This window comes from Leclercia sp. (assembly GCF_036780805.1).
GTDB lineage: Bacteria > Pseudomonadota > Gammaproteobacteria > Enterobacterales > Enterobacteriaceae > Enterobacter.
Window position 1 is genome coordinate 505,221 of record NZ_DAIQCE010000001.1, and the last position, 16,995, is coordinate 522,215.

The window sequence follows — 16,995 nt, forward strand, 5'->3', positions numbered from 1 at the left end:
ATGGCATATAAGCTTCCCGTTTCTGTCTTAGTTATCATTTATGCCCAGGACACGAAGCGGGTGCTGATGTTGCAGCGGCGCGACGATCCCGCGTTCTGGCAGTCGGTTACCGGCAGCCTGGAAGAGGGTGAAACCGCGCTGCAGGCCGCCGCGCGCGAAGTAAAGGAAGAGGTCGCCATTGACGTTGCTCGCGAGCAACTGACCCTGAAGGACTGTCAGCGCACGGTGGATTTTGAAATTTTTAGCCATTTACGTCATCGCTATGCGCCGGGGACGGAACGCAATACGGAATCCTGGTTCTGCCTTGCGCTTCCTCACGAGCGGGAGATCGTGTTCACCGAACACCTGACCTACCGCTGGGTGAATGCGGCCGAGGCCGCAGCCTTAACCAAGTCGTGGAGCAACCGGCAGGCGATTGAAGAATTTGTAATTAACGCTGCCTGACAAGGCACGCTTTTTGAGGATATTTCTATGGCAGGTCATAGTAAGTGGGCCAACACCAAACACCGCAAAGCGGCACAGGATGCCAAACGCGGTAAGATCTTTACCAAAATCATTCGTGAGCTGGTCACCGCAGCCCGTCTGGGCGGCGGCGATGCCGGCTCCAACCCACGTCTGCGTGCGGCGATCGATAAAGCGCTGAGCAACAACATGACGCGTGACACCCTGAACCGCGCTATCGCCCGTGGCGTAGGCGGCGACGATGACACCAACATGGAAACCATCATTTATGAAGGTTACGGTCCTGGCGGCACGGCAGTAATGATTGAGTGCCTGTCCGACAACCGTAACCGTACCGTTGCCGAAGTGCGTCACGCTTTCACCAAAACCGGTGGCAACCTGGGGACCGACGGTTCCGTGGCCTACCTGTTCAGCAAAAAAGGCGTGATCTCCTTCGAGAAAGGCGACGAAGACGTGATCATGGAAGCGGCGCTGGAAGCCGGTGCTGAAGACGTGGTGACCTATGACGACGGCGCGATTGACGTCTATACCGCATGGGAAGAGATGGGCGCGGTGCGTGATGCGCTGGAAGCGGCGGGCCTGAAAGCCGATGCGGCTGAAGTCACCATGATCCCGTCCACCAAAGCGGACATGGATGCGGAAACCGCACCAAAACTGCTGCGTCTGATCGACATGCTCGAAGATTGCGACGATGTGCAGGAAGTTTACCACAACGGTGAAATCTCCGACGAGGTTGCGGCTACCCTGTAATGGCCCAACGTAAACCGACAACCGGAGAGGCGTGATGGCGATTATTCTCGGTATTGACCCGGGCTCACGCATCACCGGTTATGGCGTTATCCGCCAGGTCGGGCGTCAGTTGACCTACCTTGGCAGCGGGTGTATCCGCACCAAAGTAGAGGATCTGCCGTCGCGTCTGAAGCTCATCTACGCAGGCGTGACGGAGATCATCACCCAGTTCCAGCCGGACTATTTCGCCATCGAACAGGTATTTATGGCGAAGAATGCCGACTCGGCGCTGAAGCTCGGTCAGGCACGCGGCGTGGCGATTGTCGCGGCGGTAAATCAGGATCTGCCGGTGTTTGAATACGCCGCGCGGCAGGTCAAGCAAACCGTAGTAGGGAACGGTGGGGCAGATAAAACCCAGGTGCAGCACATGGTGCGTACGCTGTTAAAACTGCCCGCCAATCCGCAGGCGGATGCCGCCGATGCCCTGGCAATCGCCATTACCCACTGCCACGTCAGCCAGAACGCGATGCAAATAAGCGAGTCGCGGCTCAATCTGGCGCGCGGTCGATTGCGCTAAATGTGAAATCAGGCTGGATGTTTATCCAGCCTTTTTTTATTATGGCAGCGGTAACTTATAGCCCTTAACGCAGGAGCGTCACGTGATAGGCAGACTCAGAGGCATCATCCTAGAAAAACAACCCCCGATAGTGCTGCTTGAGGCCGGAGGCGTGGGCTACGAAGTGCATATGCCGATGACCTGTTTCTACGAACTGCCGGAAGTGGGGCAAGAGGCGATAGTTTTCACCCACTTTATCGTTCGTGAAGATGCTCAGCTGCTGTTTGGCTTTAATAACAAGCAGGAACGTACCCTGTTTAAAGAGTTGATTAAGACCAACGGCGTCGGTCCGAAACTGGCGCTGGCGATCCTCTCCGGGATGTCGGCGCAGCAGTTTGTGAATGCCGTTGAGCGTGAAGAGCTGGCGGCGTTGGTAAAACTGCCTGGCATTGGCAAGAAAACGGCCGAACGTCTGATTGTTGAGATGAAAGACCGCTTTAAAGGTCTGCATGGCGATCTGTTTACCCCTGCTGCCGACCTGGTGCTGACCTCGCCTGCCGGCCCGACTGATGATGATGCGGAGCAGGAAGCGGTTGCCGCGCTGGTGGCGCTGGGCTATAAACCTCAGGAAGCGAGCCGGATGGTCAGCAAAATTGCTAAACCGGACGCCACCAGTGAAACCCTGATTCGTGAAGCGCTGCGCGCGGCATTGTGAGGTAAAGGATGATTGAAGCAGACCGTCTGGTCTCGGCAGGCAGCGTTCAGACAGAAGATCTGGTGGACCGTGCGATCCGCCCGAAGCTGCTGGATGAGTATATTGGCCAGCCGCAGGTGCGCTCGCAGATGGAGATCTTTATCCAGGCGGCGAAACTCCGCGGCGATGCCCTCGATCACCTGCTGATTTTTGGCCCACCGGGTCTCGGGAAAACTACCCTCGCCAACATTGTCGCCAACGAGATGGGCGTTAATCTGCGCACCACCTCCGGCCCGGTACTGGAGAAGGCGGGCGATCTGGCGGCGATGCTGACCAACCTCGAACCCCACGATGTCCTGTTTATCGATGAGATCCACCGCCTGTCCCCGGTGGTGGAAGAGGTGCTCTATCCGGCGATGGAAGACTACCAGCTGGATATCATGATCGGTGAAGGCCCGGCGGCGCGTTCGATTAAGATCGATCTGCCGCCGTTCACCCTGATTGGCGCCACCACCCGCGCGGGTTCGTTAACCTCGCCGCTGCGCGACCGTTTCGGCATTGTGCAGCGCCTGGAGTTTTATCAGGTGCCCGATCTCCAGCACATCGTCAGCCGCAGCGCGCGCTACATGGGGCTGGAGATGAGCGAAGAGGGGGCTTTTGAAGTGGCGAAGCGTTCCCGGGGTACGCCGCGTATCGCCAACCGCCTGCTGCGCCGGGTGCGTGATTTTGCCGAGGTGAAGCACGATGGCTCCATTTCGCATGAGATCGCCGCCCAGGCGCTGGATATGCTGAACGTGGATGCCGAAGGGTTTGACTATATGGACCGCAAGCTGCTGCTGGCGGTGCTGGACAAATTCTTTGGCGGGCCGGTCGGGCTGGATAACCTGGCGGCAGCCATCGGTGAAGAGCGGGAGACCATCGAAGATGTGCTGGAGCCGTACCTGATCCAGCAGGGCTTTTTGCAGCGTACGCCACGCGGGCGCATGGCGACGGTGCGGGCCTGGGATCACTTTGGCATCAAGCCACCGGAGATGCCTTAACCTCTGCGGAAATTGCCGGATGGCGGCTGCGCCTTATCCGGCCTACACGTCTTTGTAGCCCCGGTAAGCGCAGCGCCACCGGGGAGCGGCTCAGCTGGCAGGCTTCTTCATCATGCTGAAGATAAACAGCGCAGCTGCACACAGCACCACTGACGGTCCGGCTGGGGTGTCATAAAACGCCGAGAAGGTTAACCCCCCGGTCACGGCAATCATCCCGACACCCACGGCCACGCTGGCCATCTGCTCCGGCGTGCGGGCAAAACGACGCGCGGTAGCGGCGGGAATAATCAGCAGCGACGTAATAATCAACGCCCCGACAAACTTCATCGCCACGCCAATGGTCAGCGCGGTCACCAGCATCAGCAGCAGTTTGACGCGCTGTAGCTTCACGCCATCCACAAAGGCTAAATCCGGGCTGATGGTCATCGCCAGCAGGCTACTCCACTGCCAGAGCAGGATAGCGAGTACAATCACCACTCCGATGGCGATAGCGATCAGATCGTCCGGCGTCACCGCCAGCAGGTCGCCAAACAGATAGGCCATCAGATCCACGCGGATGTTGGACATCAGGCTGACCACCACCAGACCCAGTGACAGGGCGCTGTGCGCCATGATCCCGAGCAGCGTATCCACCGCCAGGTGCGGACGCTTTTCCAGCCACACCAGACCGGCAGCCAGCAGCAGCGTCACCGCAATCACCGCGTAAAACGGATTCACATTCAGCAGTAAGCCAAATGCTACCCCCAGCAGGGAGGCGTGGGCGAGGGTATCGCCAAAATAGGACATCCGACGCCAGACGACAAACGAGCCCAGTGGACCCGCCGCGCAGGCGAGCATCATCCCGGCCAGCCAGCCGGGCAATAATAGTTCAATCATGAGTTACCGTTTCCCCGGCGCAGGACGATACGTCCCTGCAAATCATGGCGGTGGTTGTGATGATGGCGATAAATACCCAGCTGCTCGGCACCGCGTGGGCCAAACATCGAGATAAACTCAGGGTGCATGGAGACCACTTCCGGCGTGCCAGAACAGCAGATGTGCTGATTGAGACAGAGCACTTCGTCCGTTTTCGCCATCACCAGATGCAGGTCGTGCGACACCATCAGCACGGCGCAGTCCAGCTCTTTGCGCAGCTGATCGATCAGGTCATACAGCGCCACCTGACCGTTGACGTCCACCCCCTGGGTCGGCTCGTCGAGCACCAGCAGCTGCGGCTTGTTGAGCAGGGCGCGGGCCAGCAGTACGCGCTGGGTCTCGCCGCCGGAAAGCTTTTGCAGGGGCGCGTCGATCAGATGCCCGGCCTGCACCCGCTTGAGCGCCGGCAGGATATCCTCTTTGCGCGTGTCGGGACGCAGACGCAGAAAACGGCTGACCGTCAGCGGCAGGGTGGCGTCCAGATGCAGCTTCTGTGGCACATAGCCGATGCGCAGCTGCCGATCGCGCTTGATAAGGCCGCTGTCGGGTGCTATCAGGCCCAGCACCACGCGCACCAGCGTCGATTTACCCGCACCATTTGGACCAAGCAGCGTCAGAATTTTACCGGGTTTCAAATCCAGCGAAACGTCAGAGAGGACGCGGCGCTGACCAAATGAAACCGAAATATTTTCGAGAGATACCAGATTCGTCATATTAATTTTATGCTTGCAGAAGTCATCGAATGTTATAATATCACATTCCACCCACTCATTACGATGAATAGTCGCATTATGTTACAGAAAAATACGCTTCTTTTCGCAGCATTATCCGCTGCCCTTTGGGGTTCAACAGCACAAGATGTTAACGCCGCCGTCGTCGCTTCGCTTAAGCCGCTCGGATTTATCGCTTCCGCTATCGCCGATGGCGTGACGCAAACCGAGGTATTACTGCCAGATGGTGCCTCTGAACATGACTATTCCCTGCGTCCTTCTGATGCAAAACGCTTACAAAACGCGGACTTAGTGGTATGGATTGGCCCAGAGATGGAAGCCTTCATGCAGAAGACGGCAAATCAGCTGCCGGACGCTAAACAGGTTAGCATCGCTAATCTTCCAGGCGTGAAACCGCTTCTCATGAAAGGGTCGGATGATGACGATCATGACCACGATCACGGGAGCGCAGAAGGGGAAAAAGGTGACGAACATCACCATCACGGTGAGTACAATATGCACCTTTGGCTTTCCCCTGAAATAGCGCGCCTTTCGGCGGTTGCAATCCACGAAAAATTAGTGGAACTTATGCCGCAAAGTCGAGCCAAACTTGACGCCAACCTGAAGGATTTTGAGGCACAACTTGCCGCAACCGACAAGCAGGTGGGTACCGAGCTCGCACCACTGAAAGGTAAAGGATATTTCGTTTTTCATGATGCCTATGGCTACTACGAAAAACACTACGGTCTCACGCCGCTTGGCCATTTCACCGTCAATCCAGAGATTCAACCCGGTGCGCAGCGTTTACATGAAATCAGAACACAGTTGGTTGAGCAGAAAGCGTCCTGCGTTTTTGCTGAGCCACAGTTCAGGCCAGCGGTCGTTGAAGCCGTGGCAAGGGGGACGTCCGTGCGGATGGGTACCCTTGACCCACTGGGAACCTCTATCCAGTTGAGCAAAGCGAGCTATTCGCAGTTTCTCAGCCAACTGGCGAACCAGTATGCGAGCTGCCTGAAAGGAGATTAACGAGGAAGTGAATACGTGCAACAGATAGCCCGCTCTGTCGCCCTGGCATTTAATAATTTGCCCCGGCCCCACCGCGTCATGCTGGGGTCGCTTACTGTTCTCACCTTAGCGGTCGCCGTCTGGCGGCCCTATATTTACCACCCAAATACTGCCCCTGTTATTAAAACCATTGAGCTGGAAAAGAACGAAATTCGCTCGTTGTTACCCGAAGCCAGTGAACCTATCGATCAGGCCCCGCAGGAAGAAGAAGCCATTCCCCAGGATGAGCTTGACGATAAAACCGAAGCCGAAGTGGGCGTACACGAATATGTCGTCTCTACCGGGGATACGTTAAGCAGCGTTCTGAATCAGTACGGCATTGAAATGGGCGAGATCAGCCAGCTTGCCGCGGCCGATAAAGATCTGCGTAACCTGAAAATTGGGCAACAGCTCTCCTGGACCCTGACCGATAGCGGCGATTTACAGCGCCTGACCTGGGAAGTTTCCCGTCGTGAAACCCGCACCTACGATCGTGCTGAAAACGGTTTCAAGATGAGCAGCGAAATGCAGCAGGGCGACTGGGTTAACAGCGCCATCAAAGGCACCTTAGGCGGCGGTAGCTTCGTTGCCAGCGCCCGTGATGCGGGGCTGACCAGCGGTGAAATCAGTTCGGTGATCAAAGCCATGCAGTGGCAGATGGACTTCCGTAAGCTGAAAAAAGGCGATTCTTACTCGGTGCTGATGTCCCGCGAAATGCTGGACGGCAAGCGGGAGCAGAGCCAGCTGCTTGGGGTTCGTTTACGCTCTGACGGAAAAGATTATTATGCGATCCGCGCCGAAGACGGCAAATTCTACGATCGCAACGGTACCGGGCTGGCGAAAGGCTTCTTACGCTTCCCGACCTCGAAGCAGTTCCGCGTCTCTTCGAACTTTAACCCGCGTCGTCTGAACCCGGTAACCGGCCGCGTGGCCCCGCACCGCGGTGTGGACTTTGCCATGCCGCAGGGGACGCCTGTTCTGGCGGTAGGCGACGGCGAAGTGGTCATGGCGAAACGCAGCGGTGCTGCCGGTTATTACGTTGCCGTGCGTCACGGACGTACCTATACCACCCGCTATATGCACCTGCGTAAGCTGCTGGTGAAGCCGGGTCAGAAGGTGAAACGTGGCGATCGTATCGCGCTGTCGGGCAATACCGGTCGCTCTACCGGCCCGCATCTGCACTATGAAGTGTGGATTAACCAGCAGGCGGTCAACCCGTTAACGGCGAAGCTGCCGCGCACCGAAGGGCTCACCGGCAAAGACCGTAGCGATTATCTGGCGCAGGTCAAAGAGGTTATTCCGCAGCTCAGTATTGATTAATCCTGCAGCAATAAAAGCCGGTGCGTGACTGCACCGGCTTTTTCTTTTGTGCCTTGCGCACTGCCTCGCTAAACTAACGCATTACTCTTTTAAGCATCATCCGCCCTGGAAAAAGCATGGACACCCAAAAAAACAACAGTGAATACATTCCTGAATTTGAGAAATCCTTTCGTCATCCGCGTTTCTGGGGCGCCTGGCTGGGTGTGTATGCCTTTGCGGGTATTGCGATGCTCCCTGCGTCCGTGCGCGATCCGCTGCTCGGCAAAGTGGGCCGTCTGGCGGGCAAGCTGGGTAAAAGCGCCCGTCGCCGCGCGCAAATAAACCTCTTCTACTGCTTCCCGGAGAAGAGCGAGGCGGAGCGTGAAGCGATCATTGATGAGATGTTTACCACTGCGCCACAGGCGATGGCGATGATGGGCGAGCTGGCGTTACGCGGGCCGGAGAAAATCATCAGCCGCGTTGACTGGAAAGGGCTGGAGATCATCGAGGAGATGCGTCGCAACGACGAGAAGGTGATCTTCCTGGTGCCACACGGCTGGGGCGTGGATATTCCGGCGATGCTGATGGCGTCGCAGGGACAGAAAATGGCGGCGATGTTCCACAATCAGGGGAACAAGGTCTTCGATTATGTATGGAATACGGTGCGTCGTCGCTTTGGCGGTCGCCTGCATGCCCGTAACGACGGCATCAAACCTTTTATCAAATCCGTACGCCAGGGCTACTGGGGCTACTATCTGCCGGACCAGGATCACGGGCCGGAACACAGCGAGTTTGTCGATTTCTTTGCCACCTATAAGGCGACTCTACCCGCCATTGGCCGGTTGATGAAGGTATGCCAGGCGCGGGTGATTCCGTTATTCCCGATTTACGACGGCAAAACGCATCGTCTGACCATTGAAGTTCGCCCGCCGATGGACGATCTGCTCACCGCTGACGACAACACCATTGCACGCCGGATGAACGAAGAGGTGGAGATTCTGGTGGGGCCGCATGCGGAACAGTACACCTGGATCCTGAAACTGCTGAAGACGCGCAAGCCGGGCGAGAAAGAGCCCTACAAGCGCAAAGAGCTGTATCCGAAGAAATAAAAAAATCCTCCGGTTCGGAGGATTTTTTTATAGCGGGTCATTGCCGGGTGGCACTGCGTTTACCCGGCCTACAAAACCGTAGGCCCGTGCAAGCGAAGCGCCGCCGGGCAAAACGCAAGCACTCAGCTTATTCGACGGTCATCACGCGGGTGGTGTTGGTTGAGCCGATGGTGCTCATCACATCGCCCTGGGTCACGATGACGATATCACCGGAAACCAGATAGCCTTTGTCGCGCAGCAGGTTCACGGCGTCGTTCGCCGCGGCCACGCCGTCGCTTGTGCTGTCGAAGAACACCGGCGTCACGCCACGATACAGCGCGGTCAGATTCAGGGTGCGCTCATGACGGGACATGGCGAAGATCGGCAGACCGGAGCTGATACGCGAGGTCATCAGCGCGGTGCGGCCGGACTCGGTCATGGTGATGATCGCGGTCACGCCCTTCAGGTGGTTAGCGGCATACATCGCCGACATGGCAATGGCTTCTTCCACGTTGTCGAACTGAATGTCCAGACGGTGCTTGGAGACGTTGATGCTTGGGATCTTCTCTGCACCCAGGCAGACGCGCGCCATCGCGGCCACGGTTTCCGCCGGGTACTGGCCAGCAGCGGTTTCGGCTGAGAGCATCACCGCATCGGTACCGTCGAGCACGGCGTTCGCCACGTCCATGACTTCCGCACGGGTCGGCATTGGGTTGGTGATCATTGATTCCATCATCTGGGTTGCGGTGATCACGGAACGGTTAAGCTGACGGGCACGGCGGATCAGCGCCTTCTGGATCCCGACCAGTTCCGGGTCGCCAATCTCAACGCCCAGGTCACCACGAGCCACCATCACCACGTCAGAGGCGAGGATGATGTCATCCATCGCGTCCTGGCTGCAGACCGCTTCAGCACGCTCCACTTTAGCAACGATTTTGGCATCGCAACCTGCGTCGCGCGCCAGACGGCGAGCGTAGTTCAGATCCTCGCCGCAGCGCGGGAAGGAGACGGCCAGGTAATCAACGCCAATCTCGGCCGCGGTGAGGATATCGGCTTTGTCTTTTTCGGTCAGGGCTTCAGCAGAGAGACCGCCGCCCAGTTTGTTAATGCCTTTATTGTTGGAGAGCGGGCCGCCAACGGTCACTTCGGTGAATACCTTCATGCCCTGAACTTCCAACACTTTCAGCTGAACGCGACCGTCGTCGAGCAGCAGGATATCGCCCGGCACCACGTCAGCAGGCAGGCCTTTATAGTCGATGCCGACTTTCTCTTTGTCGCCTTCGCCTTTGCTCAGGTTGGCGTCGAGCAGGAATTTGTCACCGATATTGAGGAAAACTTTGCCTTCTTTGAAGGTCGAAACACGGATTTTGGGACCCTGCAGGTCGCCGAGGATAGCTACATGACGTCCCAGTTTTGCCGCGATCTCACGGACCTTATCCGCGCGTAATTTATGATCTTCCGGTGTTCCGTGAGAGAAGTTCATACGTACCACGTTGGCGCCTGCAGCGATGATCTTCTCGAGGTTATTATCGCGGTCAGTAGCCGGGCCTAAGGTGGTAACGATCTTGGTTCTGCGAAGCCTTCTGGACATGTAATACTCCGTTGTCTGAAACAACCTGGTGTTGCGTGAACGATGATTCGGCACGTTGTCCGCCGTAATACCAACAGGAAACTTACCGAATGCCGAAAAAAGTAACAACTTTATAATTGACGATCAGGGAACGTCACCCTTGATGAACAATTCTTTATCAAAACGCGATTCCTTGAGCGCTTCTTTGACGCGCTTCAAGTTATCTCTGAATTTCGTCCCACGGCGCAGGGTAAAACCGGTCGCCAGCACGTCGATAACGGTCAGCTGCGCCAGACGCGATACCATCGGCATGTAGATATCGGTGTCTTCCGGCACGTCGAGAGTGATTGCCAGCGTCGCCTCACGCGCGAGCGGCGTACCGGTGGTGGTGAGGGCGATCACCATGGCATCGTTTTCACGCGCCAGCTGGGCCAGCTCAACCAGACTTTTGGTGCGGCCAGTATGCGATATCAGCACCACCACGTCATCTTCGTTACAATTCATACAACTCATGCGTTGCAGCACGATGTCGTCGGAATAAATAACCGGGACATTGAAGCGAAAAAATTTATTCATTGCATCGTGGGCGACGGCAGCGGACGACCCGAGGCCAAAGAAGGCGATCTTCTTGGCCTGAGTGAGCAGATCCACGGCCCGGTTAACCGAACTCATATCCAGCGACTGCCGGACCTGGTCCAGCGTCGCCATCGCCGATTCGAAAATTTTGCCGGTGTAGGCCTCTACGCTGTCGTCTTCATCGACATTGCGGTTTACATAGGGAGTGCCATTAGCCAGACTTTGCGCCAGATGCAGTTTAAAATCAGGATAACCCCGCGTCTCCATGCTGCGGCAGAAGCGGTTAACGGTCGGTTCGCTGACCCCCGACTCCTGGGCCAGGGTGGCGATGCTGGAATGAATGGCCTGAGCGGGGGCGGCGAGAATTACTTCAGCCACTTTTCGCTCGGATTTGCTAAGGTGTTCCAGTTGAAACTGGATTTTTTCCAGCATGTTCATTATTAACACGGCGCTCATCGGTGGAAACGATTTCATTAAGGGGTGAAATCACGATTCGAATTAGCAAGAATATACCCCCGTGATGTGCCGAAAAGGGCAAACCCCGAAAAAAATGTTGTTGTTTTTTTTCATTACTTGATCGCTGTCGGATTTTAGCAACGGCCAGACAGCGCAAAGTTTCACCGTCATTATCTCATGCCAGCGATCCCAGGGCGAAATATTGCCGTATCGCACGGGAGGATAAGCGCAAATGGTTTCGGGAATGACATAAAAGCAGTAGAGTGCATGTAATAAAATTACAACGATATTCTGGCAAAAGCACCAGGGTATCCAACTGAGGAGAATGACATGGCGGTAACGCAAACAGCCCAGGCATGTGACCTGGTCATTTTCGGCGCGAAAGGCGATCTTGCACGCCGGAAATTGCTGCCTTCCCTGTATCAACTGGAAAAAGCGGGTCAAATCCACCCGGAAACGCGGATCCTGGGCGTGGGCCGTGCCGACTGGGATAAAGACGCGTATACCAAAGTGGTGCGCGAAGCGCTGGAAACTTTCATGAAGGAGAAGATCGATGAAAGTTTGTGGGATACGCTGAGCGGACGTCTCGATTTCTGTAACCTCGACGTTAACGACACGTCGGCCTTTGCCGATCTGAGCGCCATGCTCGATCAGAAAAATCGCGTTACCATCAACTATTTCGCCATGCCGCCAAGCACCTTCGGTGCCATCTGCAAAGGGCTGGGCGAAGCAAAACTGAACGCCAAACCGGCACGCGTGGTCATGGAGAAGCCGTTGGGCACCTCGCTGGCTACCTCCCGCGAAATCAACGACCAGGTCGGTGAGTACTTCGAAGAGTGCCAGGTCTACCGTATCGACCACTACCTCGGTAAAGAGACGGTCCTGAACCTGCTGGCGCTGCGCTTCGCTAACTCCCTGTTCGTCAATAACTGGGATAACCGCACTATCGACCACGTGGAGATCACCGTGGCGGAAGAGGTCGGCATTGAAGGGCGCTGGGGTTACTTTGACCAGGCCGGCCAGATGCGCGACATGATTCAGAATCACCTGCTGCAAATCCTCTGCATGATCGCCATGGCGCCGCCGTCGGATCTCTCTGCAGACAGCATTCGCGACGAGAAGGTGAAAGTGCTGAAGTCCCTGCGCCGCATCGATCGCTCCAACGTGCGTGAGAAAACCGTCCGCGGTCAGTACACCGCTGGTTTTGCTCAGGGTAAAAAAGTGCCGGGCTATCTGGAAGAAGAGGGCGCGAATAAAACCAGCAGCACCGAAACCTTTGTCGCCATTCGCGTGGATATCGATAACTGGCGCTGGGCGGGCGTGCCGTTCTACCTGCGTACCGGCAAGCGTCTGCCGGCCAAATGCTCTGAAGTGGTTGTCTATTTCAAGAACCCTGAACTGAACCTGTTCAAAGAGTCCTGGCAGGAGCTGCCGCAGAACAAACTGACCATCCGTCTGCAGCCGGACGAGGGCGTGGATATTCAGGTGCTGAACAAGGTGCCTGGCCTCGATCACAAACACAACCTGCAGACCACCAAGCTGGATCTGAGCTACTCCGAAACCTTCAACCAGACCCATCTGGCGGATGCGTACGAACGTCTGCTGCTGGAGACCATGCGTGGGATCCAGGCCCTGTTTGTGCGTCGTGACGAAGTGGAAGAGGCGTGGAAATGGGTCGACTCCATCACCGAAGCCTGGGCTGCGGATCAGGATGCACCGAAACCGTATCAGGCAGGTACCTGGGGACCTGTTGCCTCTGTGGCGATGATCACCCGTGACGGCCGCTCCTGGAACGAGTTTGAGTAAAATTACCGCTAATCCTAAGGGGTTATTTTACCGGTAACATGATCTGGCTCAGGCCAGCGCACAATAATTAATCATTTAAGCTCCGTGTGGATTTCCACCCGGAGCTTTTTTTATTACACTGCCGGAAGCGATTTTGCCCCAGAGCTCCGGCAATCAAGCGTTTCAGCGATGTTATAGCCTGCTAAACACTTTGTTAATTCCAGAGCGCGGACAGATAAATGACAGGAGCTTCTATGAATTCCACCTTGTTACGGGTAACACAACGCATTGTTGAGCGCTCGAAAAAGACCCGCTCAGCCTACCTCGCTCGCATTCAGCAGGCGAAGACCGACACGGTCCATCGTTCGCAGCTGGCCTGCGGTAACCTGGCGCACGGCTTTGCCGCCTGCCAGCCGGAAGACAAAGCCTCGCTGAAAAGCATGCTGCGTAACAATATCGGCATCATCACCTCCTATAACGACATGCTCTCGGCGCACCAGCCGTATGAGACCTACCCGGACATCATTCGTAAAGCGCTGCACCAGGCCAATGCCGTAGGGCAGGTGGCAGGCGGTGTGCCAGCGATGTGCGACGGCGTAACCCAGGGCCAGGATGGGATGGAACTCTCGCTGCTGAGCCGGGAAGTGATCGCTATGTCGGCCGCGGTAGGCCTGTCACACAACATGTTTGACGGCGCGCTGTACCTCGGCGTGTGCGATAAAATCGTCCCGGGCCTGGCGATGGCAGCGCTGTCGTTTGGTCATCTTCCTGCGCTGTTCGTGCCGTCAGGCCCGATGGCCAGCGGTCTGGCCAATAAAGAAAAAGTCCGCATTCGCCAGCTGTATGCCGAAGGCAAAGTGGATCGCATGGCGCTGCTGGAGTCCGAAGCCGCCTCTTATCACGCGCCGGGTACCTGCACGTTTTACGGCACCGCCAACACCAACCAGATGGTGGTGGAATTTATGGGGATGCAGCTGCCGGGCTCGTCGTTTGTTCATCCGGATGCACCGCTGCGCGAAGCCCTGACCGCCGCCGCGGCGCGTCAGGTGACCCGTTTGACCGGGAACGGCAACGAGTGGATGCCGCTCGGGAAAATGGTCGACGAGAAAGTGGTGGTCAACGGTATCGTGGCCCTGCTGGCAACCGGCGGCTCCACCAACCACACCATGCACATGGTAGCGATGGCCCGTGCGGCGGGCATTCTGATCAACTGGGACGATTTCTCTGACCTGTCTGAAGTGGTGCCGTTGATGACCCGTCTCTACCCGAACGGCCCGGCGGACATTAACCATTTCCAGGCAGCGGGCGGTGTGCCGGTGCTGATGCGCGAGCTGATGAAAGGCGGCCTGCTGCACGAGGACGTCAACACGGTGGCCGGTTTCGGCCTCCAGCGTTACACCCTGGAGCCGTGGCTGAACGACGGCGAGCTGGACTGGCGTGAAGGGGCGCATGCTTCGCTGGATGATAGCGTGATCGCCACCTTTGATAAGCCCTTCTCTCACCACGGCGGAACAAAGGTGCTGACCGGCAATCTGGGTCGGGCAGTCATGAAAACCTCTGCGGTGCCGGTGGAAAACCAGATCATCGAAGCTCCGGCAGTGGTGTTCGAGAGCCAGCATGACGTGTTGCCTGCCTTCGAAGCCGGTCTGCTGGACAAAGACTGCGTGGTCGTGGTCCGTCATCAGGGACCAAAAGCGAACGGCATGCCAGAATTACATAAACTAATGCCGCCACTTGGTGTATTATTGGACCGCTGTTTCAAAATTGCGTTAGTAACCGATGGACGCCTCTCCGGCGCATCAGGTAAAGTGCCTTCTGCCATCCATGTCACCCCGGAAGCCTACGACGGTGGATTGCTGGCAAAAGTGTACGATGGCGACATCATCCGCGTTAACGGTCAGACCGGCGAGTTGACCTTACTGGTGGATGAGGCGGTCCTTGCCGCACGTAAGCCACATATTCCTGACCTGAGCGCATCGCGCGTGGGCACGGGACGCGAAATGTTCAGTGCGCTGCGCGAGAACCTCTCCGGCGCAGAGCAGGGCGCGACCTGTATTACGTTTTAAGACGACAAGAATTATCGATCTGGCGAGAGAAAAACTCTGATGAAAAACTGGAAAACAAGTGCAGAAGCAATCCTGAAAACTGGCCCGGTAGTGCCGGTTATCGTGGTTAACAAGTTGGAACACGCTGTACCGATGGCGAAAGCGTTGGTTGCCGGTGGCGTTCGCGTCCTGGAAGTCACCCTGCGTACCGCCTGTGCAATGGATGCCATTCGCGCCATCGCCAAAGAAGTGCCGGAAGCCATCATCGGCGCGGGCACCGTGCTGAACCCACAGCAGCTGGCTGAAGTCACCGAAGCCGGTGCGCAGTTCGCCATCAGCCCGGGTCTGACCGAGCCCCTGCTGAAAGCGGCAACCGAAGGCTCCATCCCTCTGATCCCGGGTATCAGCACCGTATCGGAGCTGATGCTGGGTCTGGACTACGGTCTGAAAGAGTTCAAATTCTTCCCGGCGGAAGCTAACGGCGGCACCAAAGCGCTGCAGGCTATCGCAGGTCCGTTCGCCAACGTGCGTTTCTGCCCGACCGGTGGTATCTCCCCGGCGAACTACCGTGACTACCTGGCGCTGAAAAGCGTGCTGTGCATCGGTGGCTCCTGGCTGGTTCCCGCGGATGCGCTGGAAGCGGGCGACTGGGATCGCATCACTAAGCTGGCGCGCGAAGCGGTAGAAGGCGCGCAGCAGTAAGATGGTGTTTTGCCGGGTGGCGGCTTCGCCTTACCCGGGCTACGAAATACATCAAACGCGATAAAAACGGGCCGACAGGCCCGTTTTTTTTATCCTGCAACCTGCACGCTGGCAGCGGCCTGTTTCGCCCGCTCTACCGCTTCTTCCACGTTTTCGCCTGTCGCCAGCGCGACGCCTAAGCGACGCGAACCCTCTATTTCCGGCTTACCAAACAGACGCAGCTGCAGGCCCGCGCCTACGGCGGCATCGACGTTATCAAACGTGACGTTCTGGCTGGTCAGCTGCGGCAGGATTACCGCCGACGCCGCCGGGCCATACTGACGCACGCCGCCGACCGGCAGGCCAAGGAAGGCGCGAACGTGCAGGGCGAACTCGGAGAGATCCTGGGAAATCAGGGTTACCATGCCGGTATCGTGCGGACGTGGAGAGACTTCACTGAAAATCACCTCATCGCCGCAGACAAACAGCTCGACGCCAAACAGACCGTGGCCGCCCAGAGCCAGCACCACTTTACGGGAGATCTCCTCGGCGCGCGCGCGGGCCAGAGGGCTCATCTGCTGCGGCTGCCAGGACTCACGGTAGTCGCCATCTTCCTGGCGATGGCCAATCGGATCGCAGAAGTGTACGCCATCGACAGCGCTGACGGTCAACAGGGTGATCTCAAAATCAAACTTCACCACGCCCTCAACGATTACCCGTCCGGCGCCTGCGCGGCCACCCTGCTGGGCGTAATCCCAGGCCCGATCCAGCTGGTCGGCGCTGCGTACAAAGCTCTGCCCCTTGCCGGAGGAGCTCATCACCGGCTTAATGATGCACGGGTAGCCAATCTCATTCACCGCCTGCAGGAAATCGTGCTTGCTGTCGGCAAAACGGTAGCTTGACGTCGGCAGGGCCAGCTCTTCCGCCGCCAGGCGGCGAATGCCTTCCCGGTTCATGGTCAGCTTCGCAGCGCGGGCGCAGGGCACCACGCGCTGGCCTTCGGCTTCCAGCGCCAGCAGGGTATCGGTGGCGATGGCTTCGATTTCCGGCACTACGAAGTGCGGTTTTTCGGCGGCAATCACCGCGCGCAGGGCGTCGCCATCGAGCATATTAATCACGTGCGAGCGATGGGCTACGTGCATGGCCGGGGCATCGGCATAGCGATCGACGGCGATCACTTCAACCCCTAAACGCTGGCATTCAATCGCCACCTCTTTGCCCAGTTCACCGGAGCCGAGCAACATTACGCGCGTCGCTGCCGGGCGCAGCGCAGTTCCTAAACGAGTCATAATCATCCCCCTGAAAAAGTTGCGCGCAGTATAAACGAAAACGTTTGCGTCTGTCT

At 57.3% G+C, this 16,995-nt stretch carries 16 protein-coding genes; 11 read left to right on the plus strand and 5 right to left on the minus strand.

The window, feature by feature from the left end:
- The 5 genes from nudB (at position 1) to ruvB (ending at position 3,481) form a co-directional block, all read left to right on the plus strand.
- Complete coding sequence (nudB, locus tag V7Q49_RS02270) at positions 1-444, plus strand: dihydroneopterin triphosphate diphosphatase (RefSeq protein ID WP_333849109.1); 444 nt, start codon at positions 1-3, stop codon at positions 442-444.
- Positions 445-471: 27 nt separating this feature from the next.
- Positions 472-1,212 (plus strand): YebC/PmpR family DNA-binding transcriptional regulator, encoded by a 741-nt coding sequence (locus tag V7Q49_RS02275; protein WP_032611949.1) that lies wholly within the window; start codon positions 472-474, stop codon positions 1,210-1,212.
- Positions 1,213-1,246: 34 nt separating this feature from the next.
- The gene (ruvC, locus tag V7Q49_RS02280; protein WP_333849111.1) at positions 1,247-1,768 is read left to right on the plus strand and encodes a crossover junction endodeoxyribonuclease RuvC; all 522 of its coding nucleotides are present in this window, start codon (positions 1,247-1,249) and stop codon (positions 1,766-1,768) included.
- Between the two features lie 82 nt (positions 1,769-1,850).
- Positions 1,851-2,462, plus strand: coding sequence for a Holliday junction branch migration protein RuvA (gene ruvA / locus V7Q49_RS02285; RefSeq protein ID WP_333849112.1), 612 nt, complete (start codon positions 1,851-1,853; stop codon positions 2,460-2,462).
- Between the two features lie 8 nt (positions 2,463-2,470).
- Positions 2,471-3,481 (plus strand): Holliday junction branch migration DNA helicase RuvB, encoded by a 1,011-nt coding sequence (gene ruvB / locus V7Q49_RS02290; RefSeq protein ID WP_307762019.1) that lies wholly within the window; start codon positions 2,471-2,473, stop codon positions 3,479-3,481.
- Between the two features lie 90 nt (positions 3,482-3,571).
- On the opposite strand, the gene znuB is transcribed toward ruvB, so the two are convergent.
- A complete protein-coding gene (znuB, locus tag V7Q49_RS02295) occupies positions 3,572-4,357 on the minus strand; it encodes a zinc ABC transporter permease subunit ZnuB (RefSeq protein WP_333849114.1) in 786 nt (261 codons plus the stop codon).
- The gene (znuC, locus tag V7Q49_RS02300; protein ID WP_333849115.1) at positions 4,354-5,109 is read right to left on the minus strand and encodes a zinc ABC transporter ATP-binding protein ZnuC; all 756 of its coding nucleotides are present in this window, start codon (positions 5,107-5,109) and stop codon (positions 4,354-4,356) included. Before znuC ends, znuB begins: the two co-directional genes overlap by 4 nt.
- 78 nt (positions 5,110-5,187) lie before the next feature.
- Between znuC and znuA the strand changes: the two genes are divergently transcribed.
- The 3 genes from znuA (at position 5,188) to lpxM (ending at position 8,558) form a co-directional block, all read left to right on the plus strand.
- Complete coding sequence (znuA, locus tag V7Q49_RS02305; RefSeq protein ID WP_333849116.1) at positions 5,188-6,132, plus strand: zinc ABC transporter substrate-binding protein ZnuA; 945 nt, start codon at positions 5,188-5,190, stop codon at positions 6,130-6,132.
- A 15-nt stretch (positions 6,133-6,147) separates the two neighbouring features.
- Positions 6,148-7,470 (plus strand): murein DD-endopeptidase MepM, encoded by a 1,323-nt coding sequence (gene mepM / locus V7Q49_RS02310; protein WP_333849117.1) that lies wholly within the window; start codon positions 6,148-6,150, stop codon positions 7,468-7,470.
- A 116-nt stretch (positions 7,471-7,586) separates the two neighbouring features.
- Positions 7,587-8,558: a lauroyl-Kdo(2)-lipid IV(A) myristoyltransferase gene (lpxM, locus tag V7Q49_RS02315; RefSeq protein ID WP_333849118.1), complete on the plus strand. Its 972-nt coding sequence runs from the start codon at positions 7,587-7,589 to the stop codon at positions 8,556-8,558.
- 127 nt (positions 8,559-8,685) lie between these two features.
- Here lpxM and pyk read toward each other — a convergent pair whose 3' ends face one another.
- Together pyk and V7Q49_RS02325 are read right to left on the minus strand one after the other, a co-directional pair.
- A complete protein-coding gene (pyk, locus tag V7Q49_RS02320; RefSeq protein WP_333849119.1) occupies positions 8,686-10,128 on the minus strand; it encodes a pyruvate kinase in 1,443 nt (480 codons plus the stop codon).
- 123 nt (positions 10,129-10,251) lie between these two features.
- Complete coding sequence (locus tag V7Q49_RS02325; protein ID WP_333849120.1) at positions 10,252-11,157, minus strand: MurR/RpiR family transcriptional regulator; 906 nt, start codon at positions 11,155-11,157, stop codon at positions 10,252-10,254.
- A 312-nt stretch (positions 11,158-11,469) separates the two neighbouring features.
- On the opposite strand from V7Q49_RS02325, the gene zwf reads away from it, so the two are divergent.
- The 3 genes from zwf (at position 11,470) to V7Q49_RS02340 (ending at position 15,671) form a co-directional block, all read left to right on the plus strand.
- Positions 11,470-12,945, plus strand: coding sequence for a glucose-6-phosphate dehydrogenase (zwf, locus tag V7Q49_RS02330; RefSeq protein WP_333849121.1), 1,476 nt, complete (start codon positions 11,470-11,472; stop codon positions 12,943-12,945).
- A 233-nt stretch (positions 12,946-13,178) separates the two neighbouring features.
- The gene (gene edd, locus V7Q49_RS02335; RefSeq protein WP_333849122.1) at positions 13,179-14,990 is read left to right on the plus strand and encodes a phosphogluconate dehydratase; all 1,812 of its coding nucleotides are present in this window, start codon (positions 13,179-13,181) and stop codon (positions 14,988-14,990) included.
- A 39-nt stretch (positions 14,991-15,029) separates the two neighbouring features.
- Positions 15,030-15,671 carry a bifunctional 4-hydroxy-2-oxoglutarate aldolase/2-dehydro-3-deoxy-phosphogluconate aldolase gene (locus tag V7Q49_RS02340; protein ID WP_106993318.1) on the plus strand — a complete coding sequence of 214 codons (642 nt, stop codon included), beginning with the start codon at positions 15,030-15,032 and terminating at the stop codon, positions 15,669-15,671.
- An 89-nt stretch (positions 15,672-15,760) separates the two neighbouring features.
- On the opposite strand, the gene purT is transcribed toward V7Q49_RS02340, so the two are convergent.
- A complete protein-coding gene (purT, locus tag V7Q49_RS02345) occupies positions 15,761-16,939 on the minus strand; it encodes a formate-dependent phosphoribosylglycinamide formyltransferase (RefSeq protein ID WP_333849123.1) in 1,179 nt (392 codons plus the stop codon).
- Between the last annotated feature and the right edge of the window lie 56 nt (positions 16,940-16,995).

Coding starts and splice junctions, on each gene's coding strand:
- V7Q49_RS02325 (WP_333849120.1), bottom strand. CDS start 11,157: ATGAAATCGTTTCCACCGATGAGCGCCGTGTTAATAATGAACATGCTG.
- nudB (WP_333849109.1), top strand. CDS start 1: ATGGCATATAAGCTTCCCGTTTCTGTCTTAGTTATCATTTATGCCCAG.
- V7Q49_RS02340 (WP_106993318.1), top strand. CDS start 15,030: ATGAAAAACTGGAAAACAAGTGCAGAAGCAATCCTGAAAACTGGCCCG.
- znuA (WP_333849116.1), top strand. CDS start 5,188: ATGTTACAGAAAAATACGCTTCTTTTCGCAGCATTATCCGCTGCCCTT.
- ruvC (WP_333849111.1), top strand. CDS start 1,247: ATGGCGATTATTCTCGGTATTGACCCGGGCTCACGCATCACCGGTTAT.
- purT (WP_333849123.1), bottom strand. CDS start 16,939: ATGACTCGTTTAGGAACTGCGCTGCGCCCGGCAGCGACGCGCGTAATG.
- lpxM (WP_333849118.1), top strand. CDS start 7,587: ATGGACACCCAAAAAAACAACAGTGAATACATTCCTGAATTTGAGAAA.
- znuC (WP_333849115.1), bottom strand. CDS start 5,109: ATGACGAATCTGGTATCTCTCGAAAATATTTCGGTTTCATTTGGTCAG.
- edd (WP_333849122.1), top strand. CDS start 13,179: ATGAATTCCACCTTGTTACGGGTAACACAACGCATTGTTGAGCGCTCG.
- ruvB (WP_307762019.1), top strand. CDS start 2,471: ATGATTGAAGCAGACCGTCTGGTCTCGGCAGGCAGCGTTCAGACAGAA.
- V7Q49_RS02275 (WP_032611949.1), top strand. CDS start 472: ATGGCAGGTCATAGTAAGTGGGCCAACACCAAACACCGCAAAGCGGCA.
- pyk (WP_333849119.1), bottom strand. CDS start 10,128: ATGTCCAGAAGGCTTCGCAGAACCAAGATCGTTACCACCTTAGGCCCG.
- zwf (WP_333849121.1), top strand. CDS start 11,470: ATGGCGGTAACGCAAACAGCCCAGGCATGTGACCTGGTCATTTTCGGC.
- znuB (WP_333849114.1), bottom strand. CDS start 4,357: ATGATTGAACTATTATTGCCCGGCTGGCTGGCCGGGATGATGCTCGCC.